This is a genomic window from Pseudomonas azerbaijanorientalis, from assembly GCF_019139795.1.
GTDB lineage: Bacteria > Pseudomonadota > Gammaproteobacteria > Pseudomonadales > Pseudomonadaceae > Aquipseudomonas > Aquipseudomonas laurylsulfatiphila.
Genome location: NZ_CP077078.1, coordinates 5,670,614 through 5,694,620, shown reverse-complemented (window position 1 = coordinate 5,694,620; position 24,007 = coordinate 5,670,614). Strand labels below are relative to the sequence as shown.

The 24,007-nt window shown below is 60.5% G+C and carries 25 protein-coding genes; 12 read left to right on the top strand and 13 right to left on the bottom strand.

Annotated features, from left to right (window positions below; all coding sequences use genetic code 11):
* Window positions 1–9 precede the first annotated feature (9 nt).
* From ppa to exaC, 8 genes are all read right to left on the bottom strand, one after another.
* Window positions 10–537, bottom strand: a complete 528-nt coding sequence (gene ppa, locus KSS91_RS25550) for an inorganic diphosphatase (RefSeq protein ID WP_007894323.1) — start codon at window positions 535–537, stop codon at window positions 10–12.
* 113 nt (window positions 538–650) lie between these two features.
* On the bottom strand, window positions 651–1,463 hold the full coding sequence (locus tag KSS91_RS25545) for a M90 family metallopeptidase (RefSeq protein WP_015096996.1): 813 nt from the start codon (window positions 1,461–1,463) through the stop codon (window positions 651–653).
* A 4-nt stretch (window positions 1,464–1,467) separates the two neighbouring features.
* Window positions 1,468–2,124 (bottom strand): DedA family protein, encoded by a 657-nt coding sequence (locus KSS91_RS25540; protein WP_095965734.1) that lies wholly within the window; start codon window positions 2,122–2,124, stop codon window positions 1,468–1,470.
* A gap of 230 nt (window positions 2,125–2,354) precedes the next feature.
* A complete protein-coding gene (locus KSS91_RS25535) occupies window positions 2,355–2,816 on the bottom strand; it encodes a GNAT family N-acetyltransferase (protein WP_217836469.1) in 462 nt (153 codons plus the stop codon).
* A 114-nt stretch (window positions 2,817–2,930) separates the two neighbouring features.
* Window positions 2,931–3,767, bottom strand: coding sequence for an ethanolamine ammonia-lyase subunit EutC (gene eutC, locus KSS91_RS25530; RefSeq protein ID WP_437179717.1), 837 nt, complete (start codon window positions 3,765–3,767; stop codon window positions 2,931–2,933).
* Window positions 3,764–5,158: an ethanolamine ammonia-lyase subunit EutB gene (locus tag KSS91_RS25525; protein ID WP_217836467.1), complete on the bottom strand. Its 1,395-nt coding sequence runs from the start codon at window positions 5,156–5,158 to the stop codon at window positions 3,764–3,766. Before KSS91_RS25525 ends, eutC begins: the two co-directional genes overlap by 4 nt.
* A 102-nt stretch (window positions 5,159–5,260) precedes the next feature.
* Window positions 5,261–6,634: an ethanolamine permease gene (eat, locus tag KSS91_RS25520; protein ID WP_015096992.1), complete on the bottom strand. Its 1,374-nt coding sequence runs from the start codon at window positions 6,632–6,634 to the stop codon at window positions 5,261–5,263.
* Window positions 6,635–6,906: 272 nt separating this feature from the next.
* Window positions 6,907–8,427: an acetaldehyde dehydrogenase ExaC gene (gene exaC, locus KSS91_RS25515; protein ID WP_034148108.1), complete on the bottom strand. Its 1,521-nt coding sequence runs from the start codon at window positions 8,425–8,427 to the stop codon at window positions 6,907–6,909.
* 323 nt (window positions 8,428–8,750) lie between these two features.
* Here exaC and KSS91_RS25510 point away from each other — a divergent pair, with 323 nt between their 5' ends.
* The 4 genes from KSS91_RS25510 (at window position 8,751) to KSS91_RS25495 (ending at window position 13,111) form a co-directional block, all read left to right on the top strand.
* Window positions 8,751–10,667, top strand: coding sequence for a sigma-54-dependent Fis family transcriptional regulator (locus KSS91_RS25510; RefSeq protein ID WP_217836466.1), 1,917 nt, complete (start codon window positions 8,751–8,753; stop codon window positions 10,665–10,667).
* 188 nt (window positions 10,668–10,855) lie between these two features.
* Window positions 10,856–12,205, top strand: coding sequence for a UDP-N-acetylmuramate:L-alanyl-gamma-D-glutamyl-meso-diaminopimelate ligase (gene mpl / locus KSS91_RS25505; protein WP_015096989.1), 1,350 nt, complete (start codon window positions 10,856–10,858; stop codon window positions 12,203–12,205).
* Window positions 12,202–12,834 carry a flavin prenyltransferase UbiX gene (gene ubiX / locus KSS91_RS25500; protein ID WP_217836465.1) on the top strand — a complete coding sequence of 211 codons (633 nt, stop codon included), beginning with the start codon at window positions 12,202–12,204 and terminating at the stop codon, window positions 12,832–12,834. The genes mpl and ubiX overlap by 4 nt, the downstream gene beginning before the upstream one ends.
* A complete protein-coding gene (locus KSS91_RS25495) occupies window positions 12,827–13,111 on the top strand; it encodes a YceK/YidQ family lipoprotein (RefSeq protein ID WP_217836464.1) in 285 nt (94 codons plus the stop codon). Before ubiX ends, KSS91_RS25495 begins: the two co-directional genes overlap by 8 nt.
* Before the next feature lie 151 nt (window positions 13,112–13,262).
* Here KSS91_RS25495 and KSS91_RS25490 read toward each other — a convergent pair whose 3' ends face one another.
* From KSS91_RS25490 to KSS91_RS25480, 3 genes are all read right to left on the bottom strand, one after another.
* Window positions 13,263–13,904, bottom strand: a complete 642-nt coding sequence (locus KSS91_RS25490; RefSeq protein ID WP_015096986.1) for an oxidoreductase — start codon at window positions 13,902–13,904, stop codon at window positions 13,263–13,265.
* 27 nt (window positions 13,905–13,931) lie between these two features.
* On the bottom strand, window positions 13,932–15,650 hold the full coding sequence (locus tag KSS91_RS25485; protein WP_217836463.1) for a C13 family peptidase: 1,719 nt from the start codon (window positions 15,648–15,650) through the stop codon (window positions 13,932–13,934).
* Between the two features lie 114 nt (window positions 15,651–15,764).
* The gene (locus tag KSS91_RS25480) at window positions 15,765–16,220 is read right to left on the bottom strand and encodes a MaoC family dehydratase (RefSeq protein WP_008001099.1); all 456 of its coding nucleotides are present in this window, start codon (window positions 16,218–16,220) and stop codon (window positions 15,765–15,767) included.
* Window positions 16,221–16,413: 193 nt separating this feature from the next.
* Between KSS91_RS25480 and KSS91_RS25475 the strand changes: the two genes are divergently transcribed.
* From KSS91_RS25475 to KSS91_RS25460, 4 genes are all read left to right on the top strand, one after another.
* Window positions 16,414–16,776 (top strand): CidA/LrgA family protein, encoded by a 363-nt coding sequence (locus tag KSS91_RS25475; protein ID WP_126047748.1) that lies wholly within the window; start codon window positions 16,414–16,416, stop codon window positions 16,774–16,776.
* Window positions 16,773–17,489: an LrgB family protein gene (locus tag KSS91_RS25470; RefSeq protein WP_126047746.1), complete on the top strand. Its 717-nt coding sequence runs from the start codon at window positions 16,773–16,775 to the stop codon at window positions 17,487–17,489. The genes KSS91_RS25475 and KSS91_RS25470 overlap by 4 nt, the downstream gene beginning before the upstream one ends.
* A gap of 10 nt (window positions 17,490–17,499) precedes the next feature.
* Window positions 17,500–18,090, top strand: a complete 591-nt coding sequence (locus KSS91_RS25465) for an LON peptidase substrate-binding domain-containing protein (RefSeq protein WP_007998442.1) — start codon at window positions 17,500–17,502, stop codon at window positions 18,088–18,090.
* A 111-nt stretch (window positions 18,091–18,201) separates the two neighbouring features.
* Window positions 18,202–18,456 (top strand): hypothetical protein, encoded by a 255-nt coding sequence (locus KSS91_RS25460; RefSeq protein ID WP_217836462.1) that lies wholly within the window; start codon window positions 18,202–18,204, stop codon window positions 18,454–18,456.
* 135 nt (window positions 18,457–18,591) lie between these two features.
* On the opposite strand, the gene KSS91_RS25455 is transcribed toward KSS91_RS25460, so the two are convergent.
* Together KSS91_RS25455 and KSS91_RS25450 are read right to left on the bottom strand one after the other, a co-directional pair.
* Complete coding sequence (locus KSS91_RS25455) at window positions 18,592–19,908, bottom strand: bifunctional DedA family/phosphatase PAP2 family protein (protein ID WP_015096982.1); 1,317 nt, start codon at window positions 19,906–19,908, stop codon at window positions 18,592–18,594.
* A gap of 194 nt (window positions 19,909–20,102) precedes the next feature.
* Window positions 20,103–20,813 carry a DNA-3-methyladenine glycosylase gene (locus tag KSS91_RS25450; RefSeq protein WP_217836461.1) on the bottom strand — a complete coding sequence of 237 codons (711 nt, stop codon included), beginning with the start codon at window positions 20,811–20,813 and terminating at the stop codon, window positions 20,103–20,105.
* A 177-nt stretch (window positions 20,814–20,990) separates the two neighbouring features.
* Here KSS91_RS25450 and KSS91_RS25445 point away from each other — a divergent pair, with 177 nt between their 5' ends.
* From KSS91_RS25445 to rlmH, 4 genes are all read left to right on the top strand, one after another.
* Window positions 20,991–22,262, top strand: coding sequence for a glutamate-5-semialdehyde dehydrogenase (locus KSS91_RS25445; protein WP_217836460.1), 1,272 nt, complete (start codon window positions 20,991–20,993; stop codon window positions 22,260–22,262).
* Between the two features lies 1 nt (window position 22,263).
* Window positions 22,264–22,953 (top strand): nicotinate-nucleotide adenylyltransferase, encoded by a 690-nt coding sequence (nadD, locus tag KSS91_RS25440; RefSeq protein ID WP_095965721.1) that lies wholly within the window; start codon window positions 22,264–22,266, stop codon window positions 22,951–22,953.
* A 73-nt stretch (window positions 22,954–23,026) separates the two neighbouring features.
* Window positions 23,027–23,521, top strand: coding sequence for a ribosome silencing factor (gene rsfS, locus KSS91_RS25435; RefSeq protein ID WP_007975896.1), 495 nt, complete (start codon window positions 23,027–23,029; stop codon window positions 23,519–23,521).
* Window positions 23,522–23,530: 9 nt separating this feature from the next.
* Window positions 23,531–23,998 (top strand): 23S rRNA (pseudouridine(1915)-N(3))-methyltransferase RlmH, encoded by a 468-nt coding sequence (rlmH, locus tag KSS91_RS25430; RefSeq protein ID WP_007937439.1) that lies wholly within the window; start codon window positions 23,531–23,533, stop codon window positions 23,996–23,998.
* The last annotated feature ends 9 nt before the right edge of the window (window positions 23,999–24,007 follow it).

The following is a 24,007-nucleotide window of genomic DNA, read 5'->3' as shown; positions in this document are numbered from 1 at the left end:
CGGCTTCTCTTAACCTTTATAGGCTGCAACCGACTTGGTGATCGCGTCGCGGGCGGCGTCTGCACCGGCCCAGCCTTCGATCTTCACCCATTTGCCTTTTTCGAGATCTTTGTAGTTCGCGAAGAAGTGCTCGATCTGCTGGATCAGCAGTGCTGGCAGGTCGGTGTATTCCTTGACGTCGACGTACAGCTGGGACAGCTTGTCGTGCGGAACTGCGATGACTTTGGCATCGCCGCCGCCGTCGTCGGTCATGTTCAGGATGCCGACCGGGCGAGCGCGGATCACCGAACCAGGAGCAACCGGGTAAGGGGTCACGACCAGCACGTCGAGGGGATCACCGTCGTCAGCCAGGGTGTTCGGGATGTAACCGTAGTTGGCCGGGTAGAACATTGGGGTGGCCATGAAACGGTCAACGAACAGGCAATCGCTGTCTTTGTCGATTTCGTACTTGATCGGCGCGTGGTTGGCCGGAATCTCGATCGCGACGTAGATGTCGTTCGGCAGGTCTTTGCCAGCCGGAATCTTGCTGTAGCTCATTGGGCGTTGCCCCCGTTAGTTGACCAGAAACACTTGGCCGGATTGACCAAAAAGTGGCGGCGATTATAGGCATATTCCTGTGTCGACGCCATGTACCAGAAGTCGTATGGCGCTCACTGGTGTGCCTGATAGACAGGGTCATGCGCCTGAAGTTGCTTCAACCTCGCCAGCGGGTCCTGGCGATAGAACAGCTTCAGCTGCTGGTACACCCGTGGATAAGCCTCGTGCAGCAAATCCGGGGCGCTGAAAAAGTATTCGCTGGTGACGGCGAAGAACTCGGCAGGGTTTTCGGCGGCGTACGGGTCGATGGCGGTTTCAGCGTCGGGATTGCGTTCCAGTTGCCGATCAAGGTCGTCGTAGGCCTCTTGCATGACCTTGGCCCAGTCGCTGACCCGCATGTCGGGATGCAATGGCGGCAGGCCGTTGGCGTCACCGTTGAGCATGTCGAGTTTGTGCGCCAGTTCGTGGATCACCAGGTTGTAGCCTTCCCAGCCTCCGCTGGCCATGACGCCGGGCCAGGCGAGGATGATCGGGCCTTGCTGCCAGGCTTCACCGCTGTGCTCACCGTCCCATTCATGCTCGACGCCGCTGGCGTCGCGATGGCGTTGGGGGCTGAGGAAGTCATCGGGGTAGAGAATGATTTCGTGGAAGCCCTGATACCAGTTCAGGTCGCCGAGGTGAAGCAGCGGCAATTGCGCCTGGGCAGCGAGCAGCAAGCGTTGCTCCTGATGCAGTTCGACACCGGGCAGGGCGCTCAGGTGCTTGTCTTCGAGGAACAGCACGCAGGCTTCGCGCAGCCATTGGTCTTCGGCGGCACTGATGCCATCGAGAAAGCTCAGGTGATGGCGCACCCGTTGCCACATGTCATCGGCAATCGGGTGCCTGGCCAGGGTGCGTCGGCGACGCCAGGCGCTCAGGGACCACATCGTGTCAGCGCGATTCGGCTTTGGAGCTCGAGCCGGCAAGGCGGCTACGCACCATGCCGATGATCATCGGCACCAGCGACAACAGGATGATGCCCACAATCAGCAGCGACAGGTTCTTCTTGATGAACGGTACGTTGCCGAAGAAATAACCGAGTGTCACCAGGCCACCGACCCACAGGATGGTGCCCAGCACGCTGAAGGCGAAGAAGCGCGGATAGGGCATTTTCCCCACACCGGCGACGAAGGGGGCAAAGGTCCGGATGATGGGCAGGAAGCGCGCCAAAGTCACGGTTTTGCCGCCATGCTTGTCGTAGAAGTCGTGGGTTTGTTGCAGGTAGTCGCGGCGGAAAATCTTCGAGTTCGGATTGCTGAACAGTTTTTCACCCGCCGTTCGTCCGATGATGTAGTTGGTGCTGTCGCCCAGAATCGCCGCCAGCATCAGCAGGCCGCCGAGCAGTACCGGGTCCATGCCGCCACCGGCCGCCACGGCGCCGGCGATGAACAGCAGGGAGTCGCCCGGCAGGAAGGGCATGACCACCAGGCCGGTTTCACAAAAGATCACCATGAACAGAATGGCGTAGATCCATGCCCCGTAGTTGGCTACAAGCATGTCGAGGTAGACGTCGAGATGCAGGACAATGTCGATCGGGTTGAAATCCATGGATAGCACCTGTGGTATTGGCCCGACTCTACAGGCCTGTGCGGATGACTTCGCGTAAGACTACGGATAGGGGTAGTTTTTCTTACAAGCCGGGAATATCGGAATTATACGAGGCGACTGGTGAAAATCGCGTCGAGATTGTACCGGGGAATGTCATGACAGGGCTGATGTTTGATAACGAACGGGAGCGAGCCTGCTCGCGATGCCATCGCGAGCAGGATGCAGGTGATTCAGAGTTCGTCGCTGATCGGCAGCACATAGTTCTTGAATTCGGTGTCTACCTTGAATCCGATGGACTCGTAGGTTTTCTGCGCGATTTCGTTGTTGCTGCTGGTGGAAACGCGCATGCGTACGGCATTGGTTTCCTTGGCCATTTTTTTCGCGGTACGGATCAGGTTGTCGGCCACCAACTGGCGGCGGGCGTCCTCTGCGACATAAATATCGTTGAGGATCCACACGCGTTTGAGTGACAGCGAGGAGAAGCTCGGATAAAGCTGACAGAAGCCCATCAGCTTGTTGCTGTCGTCATCGGACAGCGCCAGGTAGATCACCGACTCCTTGCGACGCAGGCGTTTTTCGAGGAACGCCCGGGACGAGTCCGGATACGGCAGGGAGCCATAAAACTCGCGATATCTGACGAACAACGGGGTCAGCAGGTCCAGGTGTTCGAGGGTCGCTTGAATAATCCGCATGGTAGGTCTCGTCTTCAAGTGGCTGTCTTACGTCTCTGACGGCGATGGGAAACCCTTGGCGGCCGTGCCACGATCCTGCCTTAAACTGGTACGAATGTGCAATGCGGAAGCGGTTCAGGCATTCGGCGGCCCAAGCAGGAAATTATCTTTCATGTCGGCTCCCGCGTCCGACTCCAGGGTCTGAACCTGTGCTTCATCCTTCAGATTGACCCCTGACAACTGCCGTCGGCAGGCTTCGCGCATCAAATACAGCAAACGGTGTGCCGCCATGCCATAACTCAGGCCTTCGAGCCGCACGTTGGAGATGCAATTACGGTAGGCATCGGTAAGGCCGACCTTGGGATTGTAGGTGAAATATAATCCCAGGCTGTCCGGAGAGCTGAGGCCAGGGCGTTCGCCGATGAGGATGACGGTCATTTTCGCACCCAGTAACTCACCGATTTCGTCAGCGATCGCCACGCGCCCCTGTTCCACCAATATCACCGGCGCAACAGTCCAGCCTTCGGCTGTAATCTGTTCTTCGAGGCGTGCCAGAAAGGGCAGGGTGTGGCGATGAACGGCCAGTGCCGACAGGCCGTCGGCGATCACAATCACCAGATCGATCCCGCCAGGATGCGCCGCAGCGTAATCACGCAGGGTCTTTGCCGACTCGTCACTCAGCTTTCGTCCCAGGTCCGGGCGTTGCAGGTAACTGTTGCGGTCGATCGCTGCGCTGTGCAGCAAAAGGCTTTGGTGTCCGCGTTCGGCCAGTTGTGAGTTGAGTGCCGCGTGATCGAACGGCAAGTGCACCGCATCCCGTGCCTGGGCGTGAGCGTACTGGAAGTCCAGTTGCGCGCGGGTGGGAATGCTGGTGCCGGTTCGGCCCAGGGCAATTCGCGCCGGTGTCAGGCGTCGCAGTTCCAGCCATGGGTTGTGGGGATCGAAGGGTAGTTTATCCATGTCATTGCTCATCCCAATTGCGCCAAGGCCTGCCGAAAGGCCGGCGGCAGGCTGTCACCGAAGAGAATCCTGCCGTCCGATTGAGTGAAGATGCCCATTTTCGCCAGCCACTGCTCGAACTCCGGCGCGGGCTTCAACCCCAGGGTCTGCCTGGCGTAGAGCGCATCGTGGAACGAGGTGGTCTGGTAGTTGAGCATGATGTCGTCGGAACCCGGGATGCCCATGATGAAGTTGATCCCGGCGACACCCAGCAGGGTCAGCAGGGTGTCCATATCGTCCTGGTCAGCTTCGGCGTGGTTGGTGTAGCAGATGTCGCACCCCATGGGCACACCGAGCAATTTGCCGCAGAAGTGGTCCTCCAGGCCAGCGCGGATGATCTGTTTGCCGTTGTACAGGTATTCCGGACCGATAAAGCCGACAACGGTGTTGACCAGAAACGGGTTGAAGTGACGCGCGACGGCATAGGCGCGGGTTTCGCAGGTTTGTTGATCGACGCCATGGTGAGCATTGGCCGACAGCGCGCTGCCCTGGCCGGTTTCAAAGTACATCAGATTCTGGCCCAGGGTGCCGCGATTCAGGCTCAATCCGGCGTCATAGCCTTCCTTCAACACACTCAGGTTGATGCCAAAACTGGCATTGGCCGCTTCGGTGCCAGCGATCGACTGGAACACCAGGTCCAATGGGACGCCGCGATTGACCGCTTCGATCGACGTGGTGACATGGGTCAGCACACAAGCCTGAGTCGGGATTTCGTAGCGCTGGATGATTGCGTCGAGCATCTCCAGCATCGCGCAAATCGAGGCGATGCTGTCGGTGGCCGGGTTGATGCCGATCATCGCGTCGCCATTGCCGTGCAGCAGGCCGTCGAGAATGCTCGCGGCGATGCCGGCCGGTTCGTCGGTGGGGTGGTTCGGTTGCAGTCGCGTGGACAGGCGCCCGCGCAGACCCAGGGTGCCGCGAAACTGCGTGACCACGCGGATTTTTTGTGCCACCAGCACCAGATCCTGCACACGCATGATCTTTGATACGGCGGCGGCCATTTCCGGCGTCAGGCCGGGTGCCAGGGCGCGCAGGACCTGTTCATCGGCGGCATCACTGAGCAGCCAGTCGCGAAAACCGCCGACGGTGAGGTGGCTGACGACCGCGAAGGCCTTTTTGTCGTGGGTGTCGATGATCAGGCGCGTCACTTCATCGGATTCGTAGGGAATCAGTGCTTCCTGCAGAAAGTGGCTTAGCGGAGTGTCGGCCAAAGCCATCTGTGCGGCCACCCGCTCGCCATCGTTGAGCGCGGCGACGCCGGCCAGAAAGTCTCCGGAGCGGGCCGGGCTGGCCTTGGCCATCACGTCCTTGAGGCTGTCGAAGCGGTAAGTCTGGGCGCCGACGGTATGGGCGAATGTGGCCATGGGGCGGTGTCCTCCAATAATGACTGCAATCTGCTCTTTCTGTGGGAGCTGCGTGCACTTCAATCATGCAGGCGCCGGGCAGCGGGCCCGGCACCGGTGCATCTAGATACCTTCGAGCATAGCGTCCGCCGGTGCTTCGGAGCGCTGCCGGGCGGTCAACTGGAAGTACAGGTAACCGGCGATCATGAACCCGAGGAAGATCAGGCCGATCAAGGTGTTGAACCACGCCATCGCCACCAGGCACACCACTGCCAGGAACAGCGCGATCCCCGGTACGATCGGATAGCCTGGCGCACGGAAGGTGCGTTCCAGGTTCGGCTCGGTTTTACGCAGTCTGAACAGGCTCAGCATACTGATGATGTACATCACGATGGCGCCGAATACCGACATGGTGATCATCGCCGCCGTCAGGGTCATGCCTTGCAGATTGACCAGGCCATCGCTGTAGATGGCCGCAATGCCGATCACGCCACCGGCCAGAATGGCCCGGTGCGGCGTCTGGAAGCGCGAGAGTTTGGCCAGGCCTTTGGGCAAGTAGCCAGCGCGAGCCAGGGCGAAGAACTGGCGTGAATAGCCAAGAATGATCCCGTGGAAACTCGCCACCAGGCCGAACAGACCGATCCACACCAGCATGTGCATCCAGGTCGAATTATTGCCGACCACGGCCTTCATTGCCTGGGGCAGCGGATCGTTGATGTTCGACAGTTGGCGCCAGTCGCCGACGCCGCCCGCCATCACCATCACACCAATGGCCAGGAACACCAGGGTCAGAATGCCGCTGACGTAGGCCCTGGGGATGGTGCGTTTCGGGTCCTTGGCTTCCTCGGCGGCCATGGCTGCGCCTTCGATAGCGAGAAAGAACCAGATCGCGAAGGGAATGGCGGCGAAGATGCCAGGAATCGAGCCCATCGTGAACTCATTGGCACCCGACCAGCCGTTCAGTACGAAATTACTGAAACTGAATCCCGGGGCGACCACGCCCATGAACACCAGCAATTCAGCGACGGCCAGCACGGTGACCACAAGTTCGAAGGTGGCCGCGATGCTAACGCCGAGGATATTCAGGCCCATGAACACGAAATAGGCGCCAACGGCGGCGATCTTCGGGTCCAGTTCCGGGTATTGCACGTTGAGGTAGGCACCGATGGCCATGGCGATGGCCGGTGGGGCAAAGACGAACTCGATCAGGGTAGCGATGCCGGCGATCAACCCGCCTTTTTCACCAAAGGCCCGACGACTATAGGCAAATGGCCCGCCGGCGTGGGGAATCGCCGTCGTCAGTTCGGTGAAGCTGAAAATGAAGCAGGTGTACATCGTCGCCACCATCAATGCGGTGACGAGAAAACCCAGGGTACCTGCGGTGCCCCAGCCGTAGCTCCAGCCGAAGTACTCGCCGGAAATCACCAGGCCGACGGCAATGCCCCATAGATGCAGGGTGCCGAGTGTGGGTTTGAGCTGTGTGGAAGAAGTAGTCATAAGTCCTCTCTATTTTTTATTGTTCGATCTTTTGGACTTTCGGGTGTGACGGCTTGGGTGAAACGCTGAATGACGGGTACGCAAGGCCCGTGCCAGAGCGGCCAGGCTTTGTGTGTTGGGTCATCACGGACGCCTTCGCGAGCAAGCCCGCTCCCACATTGGACTTGTGTCGGTTACCTGATGCGGGTTTACACAAAACCCCTGTGGGAGCGGGCTTGCTCGCGAAAGCGGTGGAAAGGGCGCCACAAAAAACACCTGTAGCGCCCCGGTTTTTAGAAGAAGCCCAACGGATTGATGTCGTAGCTCACCAGCAGGTTTTTGGTCTGCTGATAGTGATCAAGCATCATCTTGTGGGTTTCACGGCCGACGCCGGACTTCTTGTAGCCGCCGAACGCGGCGTGCGCCGGGTACAGGTGGTAGCAGTTGGTCCATACACGACCGGCCTTGATGGCGCGGCCCATGCGGTAGGCGCGGTTGATGTCGCGGGTCCAGAGGCCGGCGCCGAGGCCGAACTCGGTATCGTTGGCGATGGCCAGGGCTTCGGCTTCGTCCTTGAAGGTGGTGATGCTCACCACCGGGCCGAAGATTTCTTCCTGGAACACACGCATTTTGTTGGTGCCCTTGAGCAGCGTTGGCTGGATGTAATAGCCGCTCGCCAGGTTGCCCTCGAGTTTTTCCACCTTGCCGCCGGTCAGCAACTCGGCACCTTCGCCCTTGGCGATTTCCAGGTACGAAAGGATCTTGTCGAATTGCTGCTCGGACGCCTGGGCGCCGACCATGGTGTCGGTGTCCAGCGGGTCGCCGCGTTTGATTTGCAGGACTTTCTTCATCACGACGGCCATGAACTCGTCGTAGATCGACTCCTGCACCAGAGCGCGGGAAGGGCAGGTGCAGACTTCGCCCTGGTTGAAGAATGCCAGCACCAGGCCTTCGGCGGCTTTCTCGATGAAGGACGGTTCGGCCTTCATGATGTCTTCGAAGAAGATGTTCGGCGACTTGCCGCCCAGCTCCACGGTGGACGGAATGATGTTTTCGGCGGCGCATTTCATGATGTGCGAGCCGACCGGGGTCGAGCCGGTGAAGGCGATCTTGGCGATGCGTTTGCTGGTGGCCAGGGCTTCGCCGGCTTCTTTGCCGAAGCCTTGCACGATGTTCAGCACGCCCGGTGGCAGCAGGTCGCCGATCAGTTCGACCAGCACGGTGATGCCCAGCGGGGTCTGCTCGGCGGGTTTGAGCACCACGCAGTTACCGGCAGCCAGGGCCGGAGCGAGTTTCCACGCGGCCATCAGGATCGGGAAGTTCCACGGGATGATCTGGCCGACCACGCCGAGGGGTTCATGGATGTGATAGGCCACGGTGTTGCCGTCGATTTCGGCGGCGCTGCCTTCCTGGGCGCGGATGCAGCCGGCGAAGTAGCGGAAATGGTCGGCGGCCAGCGGGATGTCGGCGTTGAGGGTTTCGCGCACGGCCTTGCCGTTGTCCCAGGATTCGGTGATTGCCAGCAGTTCGAGGTTCTGTTCGATGCGGTCGGCGATTTTCAGCAGCACCAGCGAGCGCGCCTGGGCGGACGTGGCGCCCCAGGCATCGGCGGCTGCGTGGGCAGCGTCCAGGGCCTTGTCGATGTCTTCGGCCGTGGAGCGGGGGAATTCGGCAATCGGTTGGCCATTCACTGGCGAGGTATTGGTGAAGTACTGACCTTTGACAGGCGCGACGAACTCGCCGCCGATGTAGTTACCGTATTTGGCTTTGAACGAAACGATAGCGCCTTCAGTACCGGGGTGAGCGTAACGCATGGTGGTCTCTCCTTGCTTTTGTGCTTATAGGGAGTCGCGCATGTGCGCTTGCTATAAGCGTAGAGCAAGGGGCGGGCCAGTGCGTTGCAGCTCAGGCAAATCAAGGCCTTGCGCATTTTTTGTCGGACGGATGGAGTGCGCCTGTGACGCTTTCGGTACAGCTGGCGTGACACTTTGTACCGCATCTGGCACAGCTTGTGACCGGGTGGTCTTGCAGGCATTGCAATGCAGGCCCGGCTGGAGGATGCTCGGGCAATCACAAGGACTGACGCGGCAGCTCCTACAGGGAGCGTGTAAACCTTTCGGGGGGAGAATAATAAGAAATGCACGACAACCATTTGAGTCGCCATGCCCAGCAGGTTCTGACCGTCACTCAGGGCAAGGCCCACCTGCATGGCCCTGGCAGTGATCCGTCCATCGCCCGCTCCTGGCTGCGCTGCCTTGAGGACTATCACCTCGACCCGGCCCTGAGCATCGCACCGACGGTGCTGGAACACGGTCGTGTCCTTGAAAGTCGCGAACGCTTGCAGCAAGTGCTGCACATCGCTGGCAATGAAATGACCAGCCTGCACCAGCAACTCTCCGGTGCCGGCCATGCAGTGCTGCTGACCGACGCCCGCGGCGTGATCCTCAATTGCGTGACCGCGCCTGCCGAACGACAGATTTTCGAGCGTGCCGGGCTCTGGCTCGGCGCCGACTGGAGCGAGGCCTGCGAAGGCACAAACGGTATCGGCACCTGCCTGGTGGAGCGTCAGTCGCTGACCATCCATCAGGACGAACACTTTCGCGGTCGCCACACCGGCCTGACCTGCTCGGCGAGCCCGGTCTTCGATCCCCATGGCGAATTGCTGGCGGTGCTCGACGTGTCGTCGGCGCGCCGCGATGTGTCGCGGCAAAGTCAGTTCCACACCATGGCGCTGGTCAATCTGTCGGCGAAGATGATCGAGAGCTGTTACTTCCTGCGCTGCTTCGACAACCAATGGCTGCTGCGTTTTCACTTGCAGGCCGAGTCCGTCGGTTTGTTCAGCGAAGGGTTGCTGGCGTTCGACGGGGAAGGGCGTATCTGCGCGGTCAATCAGAGTGCGCTGAACCTGCTGGGACATATTCGCGGCGGCTTGCTGGGTAAACCGGTGGAAGCGTTTTTCGATTGCTCGCTCGATGAGTTGCTGGGGCGGGCGAGTATCAATGCCGCAGCCAGTTGGCCATTGCGTACCCGTGATGGTCGCAAGCTGTTCGCGGTATTGCGCGGCGAGGCGCGGCGGTCGCTGCCGATTCCAATGGAGCCTGCTCCCAAGGCTGCACCGGCGCCGCGCCTGTCGGGCATTTGCCTGGATGATGTGACCTTGCAGGCCGACTTTCGCAAGGCCTTGCGCGTGTACGAGCGCGACGTGCCGCTGCTGATCAACGGCGAAACCGGGTCCGGCAAAGAGGCCTTCGCCAAAGCGGTGCACCACGCCAGCCAGCGGGCGGAAAAAGCCTTCGTCGCCCTCAATTGCGCGGCCATTCCCGAGAGTCTGATCGAAAGCGAGCTGTTCGGTTACCGTGGCGGCAGCTTCACCGGCGCACGCAAGGAAGGCATGCGCGGCAAGTTGCAACAGGCCGACGGAGGGACCTTGTTCCTCGATGAAATCGGTGACATGCCACTGGCCCTGCAGACGCGATTGCTCAGGGTGCTGGAGGACCGGCAGGTGGTGCCGATCGGTGGCGAGCCGGAAGCGGTAAACGTGCGGATCATCAGTGCCACCCACCGTAATTTGCTGGATCGCGTGCAGGACGGCAGCTTCCGCGAGGATTTGTATTACCGCCTCAACGGACTGGAAGTCGCGCTGCCGGCTTTGCGTGATCGCAGTGATAAATCGCAGTTGCTCGACTTTTTACTGGCCGAAGAGGCGCACGCAGAATCGGTGTTGATTGACGGGCCGGCACGCGAGGCTTTGTTGGGATTTGCCTGGCCGGGCAACGTACGCCAGCTGAGAAATGTGCTGCGTACGCTGGCAGCCCTGTGTGAGGACGGACGGATCGGTCTGGAAGATTTGCCGGCCATGATTCGTTCGGCCAGGCCGGCGATGGCGCAGGCTGTCGAGGAGCCATCGGAGCATCCGCTGGAGGATGCCGAGCGGCTGGCGTTACTCAGTGCGCTGGAGCAGACGCGCTGGCATATGACGCATACGGCGCAGCAGTTGGGGGTCAGTCGAAATACCCTTTATCGCAAGCTGCGTAAGCACGGTATCGCCCGGTAAACCGTGTCGCGGCCATTCGCGAGCAAGCCCGCTCCCACCTTGGTTCTATAGTGAACACAACTGTGTGAACACCTCCGAGCAAAATGTGGGAGCGGGCTTGCTCGCGAAGGCGTCTTCAGATCTGAAACATCAGGTGCGATTTTCCCTACCCTACGCTAACCTGCGGCCATGTTTTAAGAGGTCGACTAATGCACATTCATATTCTGGGTATCTGCGGGACTTTTATGGGCTCGATGGCGGTTCTGGCCAAAGAACTGGGCCATCACGTGACGGGCTCCGATGCCAACGTCTATCCGCCGATGAGCACTCAGCTGCAAGCCCAGGGCATCGAGTTGACACAAGGCTATGACCCGGCGCAACTCGATCCGGCCCCCGATCTGGTGGTGATCGGCAACGCCATGTCCCGGGGCAACCCGGCGGTGGAGTACGTGCTGAACAAAGGCCTGCCGTACGTTTCCGGCCCGCAATGGCTGGCGGATCACGTGCTGCAAGGTCGTTGGGTGCTGGCCGTTGCCGGTACGCACGGCAAGACCACCACCAGCAGCATGCTGGCCTGGGTGCTGGAGCATGCAGGCATGGCCCCGGGCTTCCTGATCGGCGGCGTACCGCAAAACTTCTCGGTGTCGGCACGCCTGGGTGATACACCCTTCTTCGTCATCGAAGCCGACGAATACGACAGTGCGTTCTTCGACAAGCGCTCCAAGTTCGTACATTACCGCCCGCGCACGGCAATCCTGAACAACCTTGAGTTCGATCACGCGGACATCTTCCCGGACCTGCCGGCCATCGAGCGGCAGTTCCATCACCTGGTGCGGACCATCCCGAGCGAAGGCCTGGTGATTCATCCGACTACTGAACCGGCGTTGCAGCGCGTTATCGAGATGGGCTGCTGGACTCCGGTGCAAACCACGGGTGCTGGCGGTCAGTGGCAGGTCAGGTTGCTCAGTGAAGATGGCTCCAGGTTCGAAGTGATGTTCGAAGGCATTGTCCAGGGCGTGGTCGAATGGGACATGACTGGCCAGCACAACGTCGCCAATGCATTGGCCACTTTGGCCGCCGCGCGCCACGTCGGCGTGGTGCCATCCATGGGCATTGCCGCATTGAGCGCGTTCAAAAGCGTGAAGCGCCGGATGGAGAAAGTCGCGGAAGTCCGTGGCATCACCATCTATGATGACTTCGCTCACCACCCGACCGCCATCGCCACCACGCTGGACGGTCTGCGCAAGCGTATCGCCGATGCACCGTTGATCGCGATCATCGAGCCACGTTCCAACTCCATGAAACTTGGCGCGCACCGTGACGGACTGCCGGAAAGCGTGGTCGATGCCGATCAGGTGATCTGGTACGCACCCGCCAACCTCGGCTGGGACCTGGCGGGCACTGCGGCGCTGTGCACTGTGCCGTCGATTGTCAGCGATTCCCTTGAGGGCATCATCGATCGTGTGAAGAGCCAGGCCCAACCCGGCACTCACGTGGTCATCATGAGCAACGGCGGCTTCGGCGGCCTTCACGGCAAGTTGGCCGAGGCACTCAAATGAACAACGGCCCGGACCGCATCACCCTGGCGATGACCGGTGCTTCAGGCGCCCAGTACGGTTTACGCCTGCTCGACTGCCTGGTGCGGGAAGATCGTGAAGTGCACTTCCTGATTTCCAGGGCGGCGCAGTTGGTGATGGCGACCGAAACCGACGTCACGCTGCCGTCCAAACCGCAGATGATGCAGGCATTCCTCACCGAATACACGGGGGCCGTCGCCGGGCAGATTCGGGTGTACGGCAGGGAAGACTGGATGTCGCCGGTGGCCTCGGGTTCCGGCGCGCCAGCGGCGATGGTGGTGGTGCCGTGCTCCACTGGCACGTTGTCGGCGATCGCTAGCGGCGCCTGCAACAACCTGATCGAGCGTGCCGCCGATGTGACGCTCAAAGAGCGTCGCCAACTGATTCTTGTGCCTCGCGAGGCGCCGTATTCGAGCATTCACCTGGAGCACATGCTCAAGTTGTCGAACATGGGCGTGACAATCCTGCCGGCATCACCGGGCTTTTATCATCAGCCGCAAACCATCGACGACCTGATCGATTTCGTCGTGGCGCGGATCCTTAATCTGTTGAATATTCCTCAGGACATGCTGCCGCGTTGGGGCGAGCATCATCTGGCCAGCGATGAATAAGCTGCTGGTGATGGTGCTGGCGCTGCAATTGGCCGGGTGCGCCACAGTGCGCACCCTCGATGCGGCCAAGCCGGGGGCGCCGGTGGTATACGCCGGGACGCGTCTGGATTTGTATGCGATGAATGGCGGTTGTTGCGCGATGGATCGTTTCGGCGCGCAAGCGCCGAGCTATCCGGGCGTTGATCTGCCGGCCAGTGCGTTGCTCGACACACTGCTGTTGCCGCTGTCGTTGCTGACGGTGATCGGGGTGAGTTTTCAGGCAACGGGTGGGTTGTAAGGGCGCGTTGTGGCGAGGGGGCTTGCCCCCGTTGGGCTGCGGAGCAGCCCCAAAACCGGCCATCTCCTTTTTTCTGATAAGCCGCGAGTTCCATACTTACGACTGCTACGCAGTCGAACGGGGGCAAGCCCCCTCGCCACAGGTCCGCGGATTATTTGCCGAGTTTGCGCAACTCATCCGACTCGACAATCCGCACGCCGTCCTGTTCTTCGAGTGCAAGACGCCACATGGCGCGGGCCAGTTGGCAGGCTTCGATGCCGTGGTATTTGCCGGGAATCAGGCGTGACAAGGGGCCGGCGACTTTCTCGGCCAGGCGCGGCTCAGCGCGATCACCCAGTAACAGCGAAGGGCGGCAAATAGTCAGCTGCGGCCAGTCCTGCGCGCGCAATGCGTACTCCATTTCGCCTTTGACCCGGTTGTAGAAAATCGAGGATCTGCGATCGGCTCCCAGAGCACTGATTACGATCAGGTGTCGTGCGCCCATCTCCCGTGCGCGTTTGGCGAATGCCACCACCATGTCCAGATCCACTGCGCGAAACGCCTGCTCCGAGCCTGCCTGCTTGATCGTGGTACCCAGGCAGCAATAGGCTATATCGACCCGCCCGTTCAGTTGCGGCAGGAACGCCGTCGGGTCGCCGACCGGGTTTTCCAGGTGCGGGTGTTCGGCCAGTGGCCGGCGTGAGGGGGCCAATACCCGGGTGATCGTTGGCTCGCTGAGCAAGCGATCGAGCAGATGTTCACCCGTCAAACCGGTGGCTCCGGCGAGCAGCACGTGCTGAGGCGTCAAGTACATAGTGTTTCTCCCTTGATACTGTTCAGCTTAGTTGCTGTTTGCATCCTTGCTTTGCATGGATGCACTTTGCAGTGCTTTTCGTGCCTGTTGTTTGCGTAATAGTTGCCAGTGCGAGAGGACGGTTTTCGGTGCCCAGATCTGTGGTTCGGATGCTTCGAAGCCGTCCGCCAGCTCACGCTCGGCGACAGTGGCCCTGGCCCGTTTGAAGGCTTGTTCCAGATCATCGGTCTGGTTCAGGGCCTGGACGAACAGGGCATCGCCGAAGTAGGTGAAGTTGGCTTCCTCCGAGCAGCCGAAGGAGACTCGGTCGGCCCGCGAGGCCGTTATGATCAGGGTCCGTTCATCCTTGAGGGCGGGGATGAAACCGCCGGAGTAGCAGGACGAAATCACGATGATCTTGTCGCGGTTTTTCAGCGGGGCGAGAACAGCGGCCAATTCGTCGGCTGGCAGATCGGCCAGTTCCATGCGCGGCTGGTCCAGTACCAGTTCGTGTTCGCTGGTGCCATGGCTGGTCAGGTAGATGAAAATCAGGTCTTCCGGACCGCTGCGTTCAGCCAGCGCCAGGGCGGCGCGACGCAGGTTCTCCCGGGTAGCCATCGGGCGGTCGGCGAGGTGGTCACGATGGTTCACCAGGCGGATCTGGCCGAAGGCGCCGAAACGGGTGGAGAGCATATTGGCGACGTAGTCGGACTCGCGCAGAAACACGCTTTGCTTGCCATCACCGCCCAGGGTCAACGAATACAGCTCCACCGCCGGGGTCGAGGGCGGAATGTTGGCCAGCGCTGCGTCGAGCAAGCGCCCCTGTGCCAGCAGGCCGAGCTCGAGTGTATCCGGCAACAGTTTGCCCTCGGCGTCGCGCACGCGCTGGCCATTGATCCAGGTGCCGCTGAGCACAGTGCCATCGGTCAGCACCAGCGTGCCACGGCCCTGGTAACTGTCGTTGTCGAACTGGCCGGTGTAAAAGCTGCCGTCGGCGAGGTTCAGCCGGCCCTGGCCGGAAAAGCGCCAGTCGTTGAAGTGGCCGATGTAGTGGCTGCCGTCAGTGCCGATCAACTCGCCCTTGCCGTTCAGCGAACCTTCCTTGAACTGGCCCAGCCACACATCGCCGTCGGCGTTTTCGTAGCGGCCTTTGCCGTGCAGTTGATTGTTCTTGAAACCGCCGACATAGATGTCGCCATCGGCGCTGTTGAACGTGCCGTTGCCTTCCAGTTGGCCGTCGACAAAGTGCCCGGTGAACTGATTGCCGTTGCCGTCACTGCGCTGGCCTTCGCCGTTGGGTTTGCCGTGGGCGAACTGGCCCTGATAGGAGCTGCCGTCTTCGAGTTCGAGGCGACCCAGGCCGGCGTATTGATCGGCCTTGAATTCACCGCGGTAACTCATGCCGTTTTCTTTGAGCGTGCCTTCGCCGTCACGGCGGCCAGCCTTGAAGCCGCCGCTGTAGCTGTTGGCGTTGGTGGTCAGTGCTCCCTGGCCGTCGAACAGTCCCTGATTGAACTGCCCGCGATAGACTTCGCCATTGCTGCCATGCCATTCGCCCTGGCCCTGCCACTGGCCTTTGTCGAACTCGCCGGCGTACCAGCTGCCGTTCGGGTAGTCGATGCGACCCTTGCCTTGCAGCAAGCCATTGACCAGGTCACCGCGATAGCGTCCGCCGTCCGGCAGGCGTGCGTCGGGGGGCAAAGGAGATTCGCCGTCGCCGCAAGCGGTGAGCATCAGGGTCAAGGCAAGGAGTGCAAGTGGGCGCATAGCGGATTCCGGGCAATTAGGCGAAGGAGTATGCCGCAGCCATGGGTCCTTATATAGGGCGAGGTACCGCAAGAGGGCGCGAAACAGCAGGCGCTGCTTCGCATCCCGGAAGGTTTACACGAAGCACAGGGACAGGGGTTCGGCGATATACGCCGGCTTGTCCGAACCTTCGATTTCCAGGGTGGTGGTGGCCTTGAGCAGCCATTGGCCGGGTTTCTTCTCGATGACTTCGGTCAGGTCGACCTTCAGCCGTACCCGCGAATTGACCTTGACCGGCTGGATGAAGCGCACGCTGTCGAGGCCGTAGTTGACCACCATCTTCAAGCCTTCGGGCATGACGAGGATGTCTTCCATCAATTTCGGAATCAGCGACAACGACAGAAAGCCGTGAGCGATAGTGCTGCCAAATGGCGTTTGCGCGGCCTTGACCGGGTCGACGTGGATGAACTGAAAATCCCCTGTGGCTTCGGCGAACAGGTTGATGCGGTCCTGATCGATGGTGAGCCATTCGGAACGTCCAAGTTCCTTGCCGACATAATCTTTGAGCTCTGCAACTGGAACATAGGGCATTGAGACTCTCCTTGGGTTCATCGGTTTTATAGTTTTGAGTTGGGGGGATTTGACCTCCCGGCTTACCACTTTAGATCAACATGGCTGAACGCTGCGGTCAACTGGCCATGCTTTTGGCGAATGCCGGTCCATAGCGCGAGCATGCTTATAATGCCAAGCCAATGCGGGTGATGGATTTTGCGGGAGATCTTTGATGCTGTTACGGGGCCTGACGTGGCTGGTGCTGTTCCAATTGCTCGGCACGGCGATCAATCATTTGTTTCTGCCTGTGCTGCCGGGGCCGATTGTGGGGTTGCTGCTGTTGCTGGTGTACCTCATCTGCCGCGGACAGGTCGGCGAGCCACTGAACCTGGCGGCCGGCAGCCTGCTGCGCTACCTGCCGCTGTTGCTGGTGCCGCCGGCAGTGGGCGTGATGGTGTATGCCGCTGACATCGCGGCGGACTTCTGGGCCATCGTCGGTGCGCTGGTGTTGTCGCTGTTGCTTTCGATGGCCTTCGCCGGGGTGCTGATGCAGCGCATGGTCAAGCGTCACGCTCACACCGAGGACAACCAATGATCTTCGACTGGCACGGCGCCTGGGCCTCGGTGATTCACCATCCATTATTCGGCATCGGTATCACCCTGGGTGCCTATCAACTCGTCCTTGCGGCATTCGAGAAAACCCGCTGGATCTTTTTGCAGCCGGTGCTGGTCTCCATGTTGCTGGTGATCGGCGTGCTGGTGGGTTGCGGCCTGACTTACGTCGAGTACCGCAAGAGCACCGAGATCCTGAGCATCCTGCTCGGTCCGGCCACTGTCGCGCTGGCGGTGCCGCTTTATCTAAACCTGCGACGGATTCGGCAGTTGTTCTGGCCGATATTTACTACGCTGGTGATAGGCGGGGTGGTGGCCACGGGGATGGGCGTGTTGCTGGGCTGGTGGTTCGGTGCCGAGCACATGATCCTGATGACCATGGCGCCGAAGTCGGTGACGTCGCCGATTGCGATGCTGGTGGCTGAACAGATCGGTGGGGTCGCGGCGCTGGCAGCGGTGTTCGTCCTGATTACCGGTGTGATAGGGGCGATTTTCGGCCCGGCCCTGTTGACTCGTCTCGGCGTGCACAGCCCGGAAGCCAGGGGCATGGCACTGGGTATGACGGCCCATGCGGTCGGCACGTCGGTGGCGTTGCAGGAAAGTGAAGAGTGCGGCGCCTTCGCGGCGCTGGCGATGAGCCTGATGGGTGTGGCCACGGCGGTTTTCCTGCCGCTGGCGGTGTCGATGGTCGTGTAAGGAAATGTCTATGAGTCTGCCGCTTTTTCCGTTGAACACAGTGCTGTTCCCAGGTTGCATCCTCGACTTGCAGATCTTCGAGGCGCGCTATCTGGACATGATCGGCCGCTGCATGAAGCAGGGTGGCGGGTTCGGCGTGGTGTGCATCCTCGACGGCGAAGAAGTCGGAATCGCCCCGGCCGGCTACGCGCTGGTGGGTTGTGAAGCGCTGATCACAGATTTCAAACAGCAGGACAACGGCCTGCTGGGGATTCGGGTGCAGGGCGGGCGGCGCTTTCACGTTTTGCGTACCGAAGTGCAACGGGATCAGTTGACTGTCGCCGAGGTCGAGTGGCTGGAAGACGAGCCGGAGCAACCGCTGCAGGACGAGGATGCCGATCTGGTGGCGTTGCTCAAGGCCCTGGCTGAACACCCGATGGTCGAAGCCTTGAACATGGGCACGGAGGCGACCGGGCAGCAATCGCTGGCTAATCAGTTGGCGTACCTGCTGCCTTTCGCCGAACTGGACAAGATCGACCTGCTGCAACTCGATGATCCACAGCAGCGACTGGATGCGATTCAGGCGTTGCTGGATGAATTGCAAGGTGAGTTGTTTGCTTAATTGTTTTGTTCTAATTTTAAAGGTTGGAGGTCTTGTAGTTGGGAGTTGTTCTATTTAAGTTCTCCGTGTGCCCCAGGTTTGGGGTTGCTAATAACAAGGAGAGTTTAAATTATGAACAATGATGTTGATGAGTTGGCTATGGTTCATCCCTCGCAGGAGAAAGAATCTTATTTGATTCGGTTCATTGTCTGGAGTCAAATGGCCGATGAGTTGCTTGAGGTCAATCCGGATGCCAGATATGTTGACGTCAAGGATAAGGTGGGAAAAGAGCTTGGTACGATATTTCGACAATATTATGGGCGTCTGGATAAGTATCTTGAGATCCGCGCTGAGAGCGTTATGAATGAGCTCCCACCTTTGAGTTAAATGTTTGTTGTTGCAGGTCGGTGGGTCGCTTCAAAGGTTAAAATCAAATGCCTGCTTGTAAAATAATCCCGGTCAGTGCGATCGGGATTGTTTTTTTTGGAGGGGGTAAGTTGCTGTGCCGCGTAAGTAACGCGCTTAATAAGCATATCTCAACATCGTATGCGGCAAATGCCGCAACACGAAGAACCCGAACAATGCCACCAAGGCTGGGAGCACCAGCCACCAGACCTTGGGCGGCAAGGCGTTGAGCGGTTCCTTGCGCTGGATCAGCCACAGGCTGGCCCCGCAGACACACGCCGCCAGCATTGCGCCGGCCAATACATCCGTCGGCCAATGCGCACCGAGGTAGACGCGCGAAAGTGAAATCGCCAGTGCGGGCAGGCATCCCACCAATAACCAGGTCAGGCGCATCCGGGGTGGTTGCCCGCGGCCGGCCAGAACGGCGAGGGTGAGGAACAGCGCGAAAGACCCTGAAGCATGGCCGCTGGGCATGCTGTAGCTGGTGAGCGGATCGCTCAACACTTCGGGGCGCAAGCGGGCGAAAAAGTACTTGGTCGCGGTATTGGCTAGTGCCGTGAAGAGCAGTGTGCTGCCCGCGAAAATCGCGTGCCGCCATTGCCGCATCAGCAGTAGCAAACCGGTCAGCAGCGCACTGAACAACAACATGTTGCGGAATTCGCCGATCAGCGTGAAGACTACCGCCACTTCATCCAGCAACGGTTTACGATGTTCCTGCACCAGTGTCATCACGCCTTGATCGAGTGCGGACAGGTGCGAATATCCGATAAACAGCCCCGTCAGAATCAGAAGACTCATCCCTGTAATGAACAGCGTCGCGCGGCGATGTCGGCGCAGGCTGCTGGTCGCGCTCAAGCCAACCATCAGAGCAATGCTGCCGGCAACAACCCCGGCCTGGAGCCAGAAGCCTTCGGGCAACGGCAAGCGGATTGCCGCGCCCGTGGCCCAGCCAGGCATCAGATAAGCCACCGACCAGCCTGCGCCGGCCAACAGGCTGACGGCGAAGAAGCGCGGGAAAGGCATGTCGCACATTCCGGCCACCATCGGCAGCATTGGCCGCAGGGGGCCGATAAAGCGCCCAACCAGCAGGCTGGCGATGCCGTAGCGCTGGAAATATGACTCTGCCCCGGCGATCCATTCCGGATGATGGCGCAAGCCCGGCAGGCGCCGGATGTTCTGGTGGAAGTGCCGCCCCAGAAAATACGAAACGACGTCCCCCAGCACCCCGGCGACGAAACCCAGCAAGAGCGTCTCACTGAGCGTCAGCGCGCCACTGCCTGCCAGTACCGCCACGGCGAACAACAACACCGTGCCGGGAACGATCAGCCCGGCAATCGCCAGGCATTCCACAAAGGCTACGATGAATACCGCTGCTGCCAGCCATTGCGGGTTGAGCGCCAACCATCCGGTCACGCTATCGAGCCATGGGCCCATAAAAACCACTCCATCAAATGTTCAATTGCTTCCAGGGGATAAGTGCAACGTTGAATACGCCACTGACCCCCTGTGGGAGCGGGCTTGCTCGCGAATGGGACCCTCCAGGCAATATCATTGTCGCCTGACACACCGCCTTCGCGGGCAAGCCCGCTCCCACATGAGGTTCTGTTTGCATCAAGTTTGAGTCAATTTCAGGACAGCACAAAATAATCGCGACCTTCGACTTGCCCTCGACGCAGCGGGTTCCGCGTGCAGTAAGCCGCGTAGGTTCCGTCGACGAAGCGGTACATCAAGTGTTCATCGCGTCCGTGGGGGATGCCCAGGCGCGTGGTCTGGATGATGTGGGAGGGCGTCTGGCCGACGTGCTCCACCAGCAGCACTTCATGGTCGAAGCGTTTGGCGTCCCACACCGGCACTTTCAGACCCAGCGCCTTGCAGAGCAGGGTTTGCCCGGCGCAGAGCTTTTGTGACGGGCGAGGGTGACCCTGGGCGTCGGGATTGTTCAACAGCATCTGTGCCAGGCTGGCCGGCCCGCTCAATTCATCGACCCACGGATAGGCGGACTTGATCAGCACGGCGTTGCCGGGCCCCTGGGCGCTGAAATTAAGGGAATCTCCGCCCCGGGCGTAATACATATAGATGTGGCCGCCATCCAGAAACAAAGCCTTACGCTTTTCTGTGTAGCCGAGGGACGCGTGGCTGCCTTTTTCCGCGTAGTAATAGGCTTCGGTCTCGATGATCCGGGCGCTGAGCCACAGGTCGCCGACTCGATGGCGAATGATTTTGCCCAGTAAGTCCCGGGCCAGAGTTTGCGCGTCACGGTCGAAAAACGCGTCCGGGAGGCCCGTGGGCAGGCTCACGGCGGACGCTCGAACAGTCAGGTTGGACATGATGACCGGCATTTGTCAGGGCTGAATGAGTCGTGATGATAACAATTTGAAGCTTAATCCCGGCTGAACGTCGGCAAATACCCCTCCATTTCGACCATCCGCCCGTCACCGCTGTTAGTCCCGGGACGCGACAGCTATAATCTGCCGCTTTACTCTTTACCAAGACCTTATCAAAGACCACGCCAGACCATGACTGAGTCCGTTCTTGATTACATGACCCGCCTGGGTTGCGCTGCCCGCGAAGCTTCCCGCGTGATCGGCCGTGCCAGCACCGCGCAGAAAAACCGCGCCCTGCTGGCCGCTGCCAATGCGCTGGACGCTGCCCGCACCGAGCTGACGGCGGCCAATGAGCTGGATCTGGCCGCCGGTCGCGCCAATGGTCTGGAACCGGCCCTCCTTGAACGTCTGGCGCTGACACCTGCGCGTATTGACGGCATGATCGTCGGCCTGCGCCAGGTGGCGGCCCTGCCGGACCCGGTCGGCGCGATCCGCGACATGAGTTTCCGTCCGTCGGGTATTCAGGTCGGCAAGATGCGCGTGCCACTGGGCGTGATCGGGATCATCTACGAGTCGCGGCCGAACGTGACCATCGATGCCGCCAGTCTGTGCCTGAAGTCCGGCAACGCGACCATCCTGCGTGGCGGTTCAGAGGCCATTCATTCCAATCGGGCCATTGCCGCCTGCATCCAGCGCGGCCTGGCCGAAGCCGATCTGCCCGCCGCTGTGGTGCAAGTGGTCGAAACCACGGACCGCGCTGCCGTCGGTGCGTTGATCTCCATGCCTGAATACGTTGATGTCATCGTGCCCCGTGGTGGCCGAGGCCTGATCGAGCGCGTAAGTCGTGATGCCCGCGTGCCGGTGATCAAGCACCTGGACGGCATTTGCCACGTTTACGTGAGTGAGCACGCCGACCTGGCCAAGGCCCAGCGCATCGCGTTCAACGCCAAGACGTATCGTTATGGCATCTGCGGTGCCATGGAAACGCTGCTGGTGGATCAAACCGTCGCCAAGGATTTCCTGCCCGCGATGGCCGCCCAGTTCCGCGAAAAAGGCGTCGAGCTGCGCGGTTGCGAGCGTACCCGGGCGATCATCGATGCCGTGCCGGCCACCGAGGAAGACTGGAGCACCGAGTACCTGGCGCCGATTCTGTCGATCCGCGTGGTCGACGGTCTGGAACAGGCCATCGAGCACATCAACCGTTACGGCTCTCACCACACCGATTCGATTGTCAGCGAACACCAGGGCGACACCCGGCGTTTCGTGGCTGAAGTCGACTCGTCGTCGGTGATGATCAACACCCCGACATGCTTCGCCGATGGCTTCGAATACGGATTGGGTGCCGAGATCGGCATTTCTACTGATAAGCTGCACGCCCGTGGCCCGGTGGGCCTCGAAGGACTGACCTGCGAGAAGTACGTCGTGGTCGGCGACGGGCAACTGCGCGGACAGGAGCCGGTCTGACTTGGGCGACTTCGACCCGTCAGCCCCGGTCATCGTCAGCGAGCCAGCCCCTCGCCGCATTGGCGTGCTGGGCGGAACGTTCGATCCGGTGCACATCGGCCATTTGCGCGGTGCACTGGAAGTCGCCGAAACCCTGGCGCTCGATGAGCTGCGTCTGACACCCAGTGCCAGGCCGCCCCATCGGGACAAGCCGCAGGTGTCGGCAAAAGACCGTCTGGCGATGGTCGAGTGCGCGGTGGCCGGTGTGGCGCCGTTGGTGGTGGACGCCCGCGAATTGCAGCGGGACAAACCGTCCTACACCATTGATACCCTGGAACTGATGCGCGCCGAACTGGCCGTATCCGACCAGGTTTTTCTGCTTTTGGGCTGGGACGCTTTTTGCGGCCTGCCCACTTGGCACCGCTGGGAAGAGTTGCTCCAGCATTGCCATATCCTGGTGTTGCAACGCCCGGATGCCGACAGCGAACCGCCGGATGCCTTGCGCAACCTGCTGGCAGCGCGCTCGGTGAGCGACCCGCTGGCCCTCAAAGGGCCGAGCGGACAGATTGCATTCGTCTGGCAGACACCGCTCGCGGTATCCGCCACCCAGATCCGTCAACTGCTGGCCAGCGGTAAGTCGGTACGTTTCCTGGTGCCCGACGCGGTCCTGGCCTACATCGATGCGCACGGGCTCTACCGTGCGTCGAACTGAATAGGAGTGCCTCAAGGCACGTGGCAACAACGTGTATTGAAGCGCCCGAACAAACGAGCAAAACGAGTTTTATATGACGAGCAACAACGAAAGCAAAGTAAAACGCAAAGGCACATTCAAGAGCGCCCCGCTGCCGGAAAAGGTCCTCGCCGCCGAGCCGCCTAAGGGCGACGAGCTGGTCAAGATTGCCGTAGCCGCCCTGGAAGACGTCAAGGCCCAGGACGTGCTGGTGATCGATGTTCGCGACAAGCAGAGCATCACTGACTACATGATCATCGCCACCGGTACCTCCAACCGCCAGATCGGCGCGATGCTGGACAAGGTTCGCGAGGCCGTCAAAGCCCTGGGCATCAAGCCGCTGGGTGAAGAAGGCAAGGGCGACAGCGACTGGGTGCTGTTGGACATGGACGACGTGATCGTTCACATGATGACTTCCAACGCCCGTCAGTTCTACGACCTGGAGCGCCTCTGGAAAGGTGCCGAGCAGAGCCGTGCGGCCGATGGCAAGCACCACAGCCCTGAAGTTGGTCACGAGCACTTCAACAAGCTCAACAAAGACCAGGAATAAGGGACCGCTGTGCGACTGCGACTGATCGCCGTCGGTTCACGCATGCCCAAGTGGGTGGAAGAAGGCTGGCATGAATATGCCAAGCGTCTTCCGTCCGAACTGGCGCTGGAACTGGTGGAAATACCGCTCAATACCCGTGGCAAGAATGCCGACGTGGCCCGCTTCATCCGTCAGGAAGGCGAAGCCATGCTGGCCAAGGTCGGGCCGAACGAGCGCGTTGTCACCCTCGAAGTCCATGGCAAGCCCTGGAGCACCGAGCAACTGGCGGTCGAGCTCGATCGCTGGCGGCTGGACTCGCGCACCGTCAACTTCATGGTCGGCGGCCCCGAAGGGCTGGCGCCGGAAGTCTGTGCCCGGGCTGACCAGCGCTGGTCGTTGTCGCCGCTGACCTTGCCGCACCCGCTGGTGCGGATTCTGATCGGCGAACAGTTGTACCGTGCCTGGACCGTGCTGTCCGGTCACCCTTACCACAAGTAGTTCTGCCCT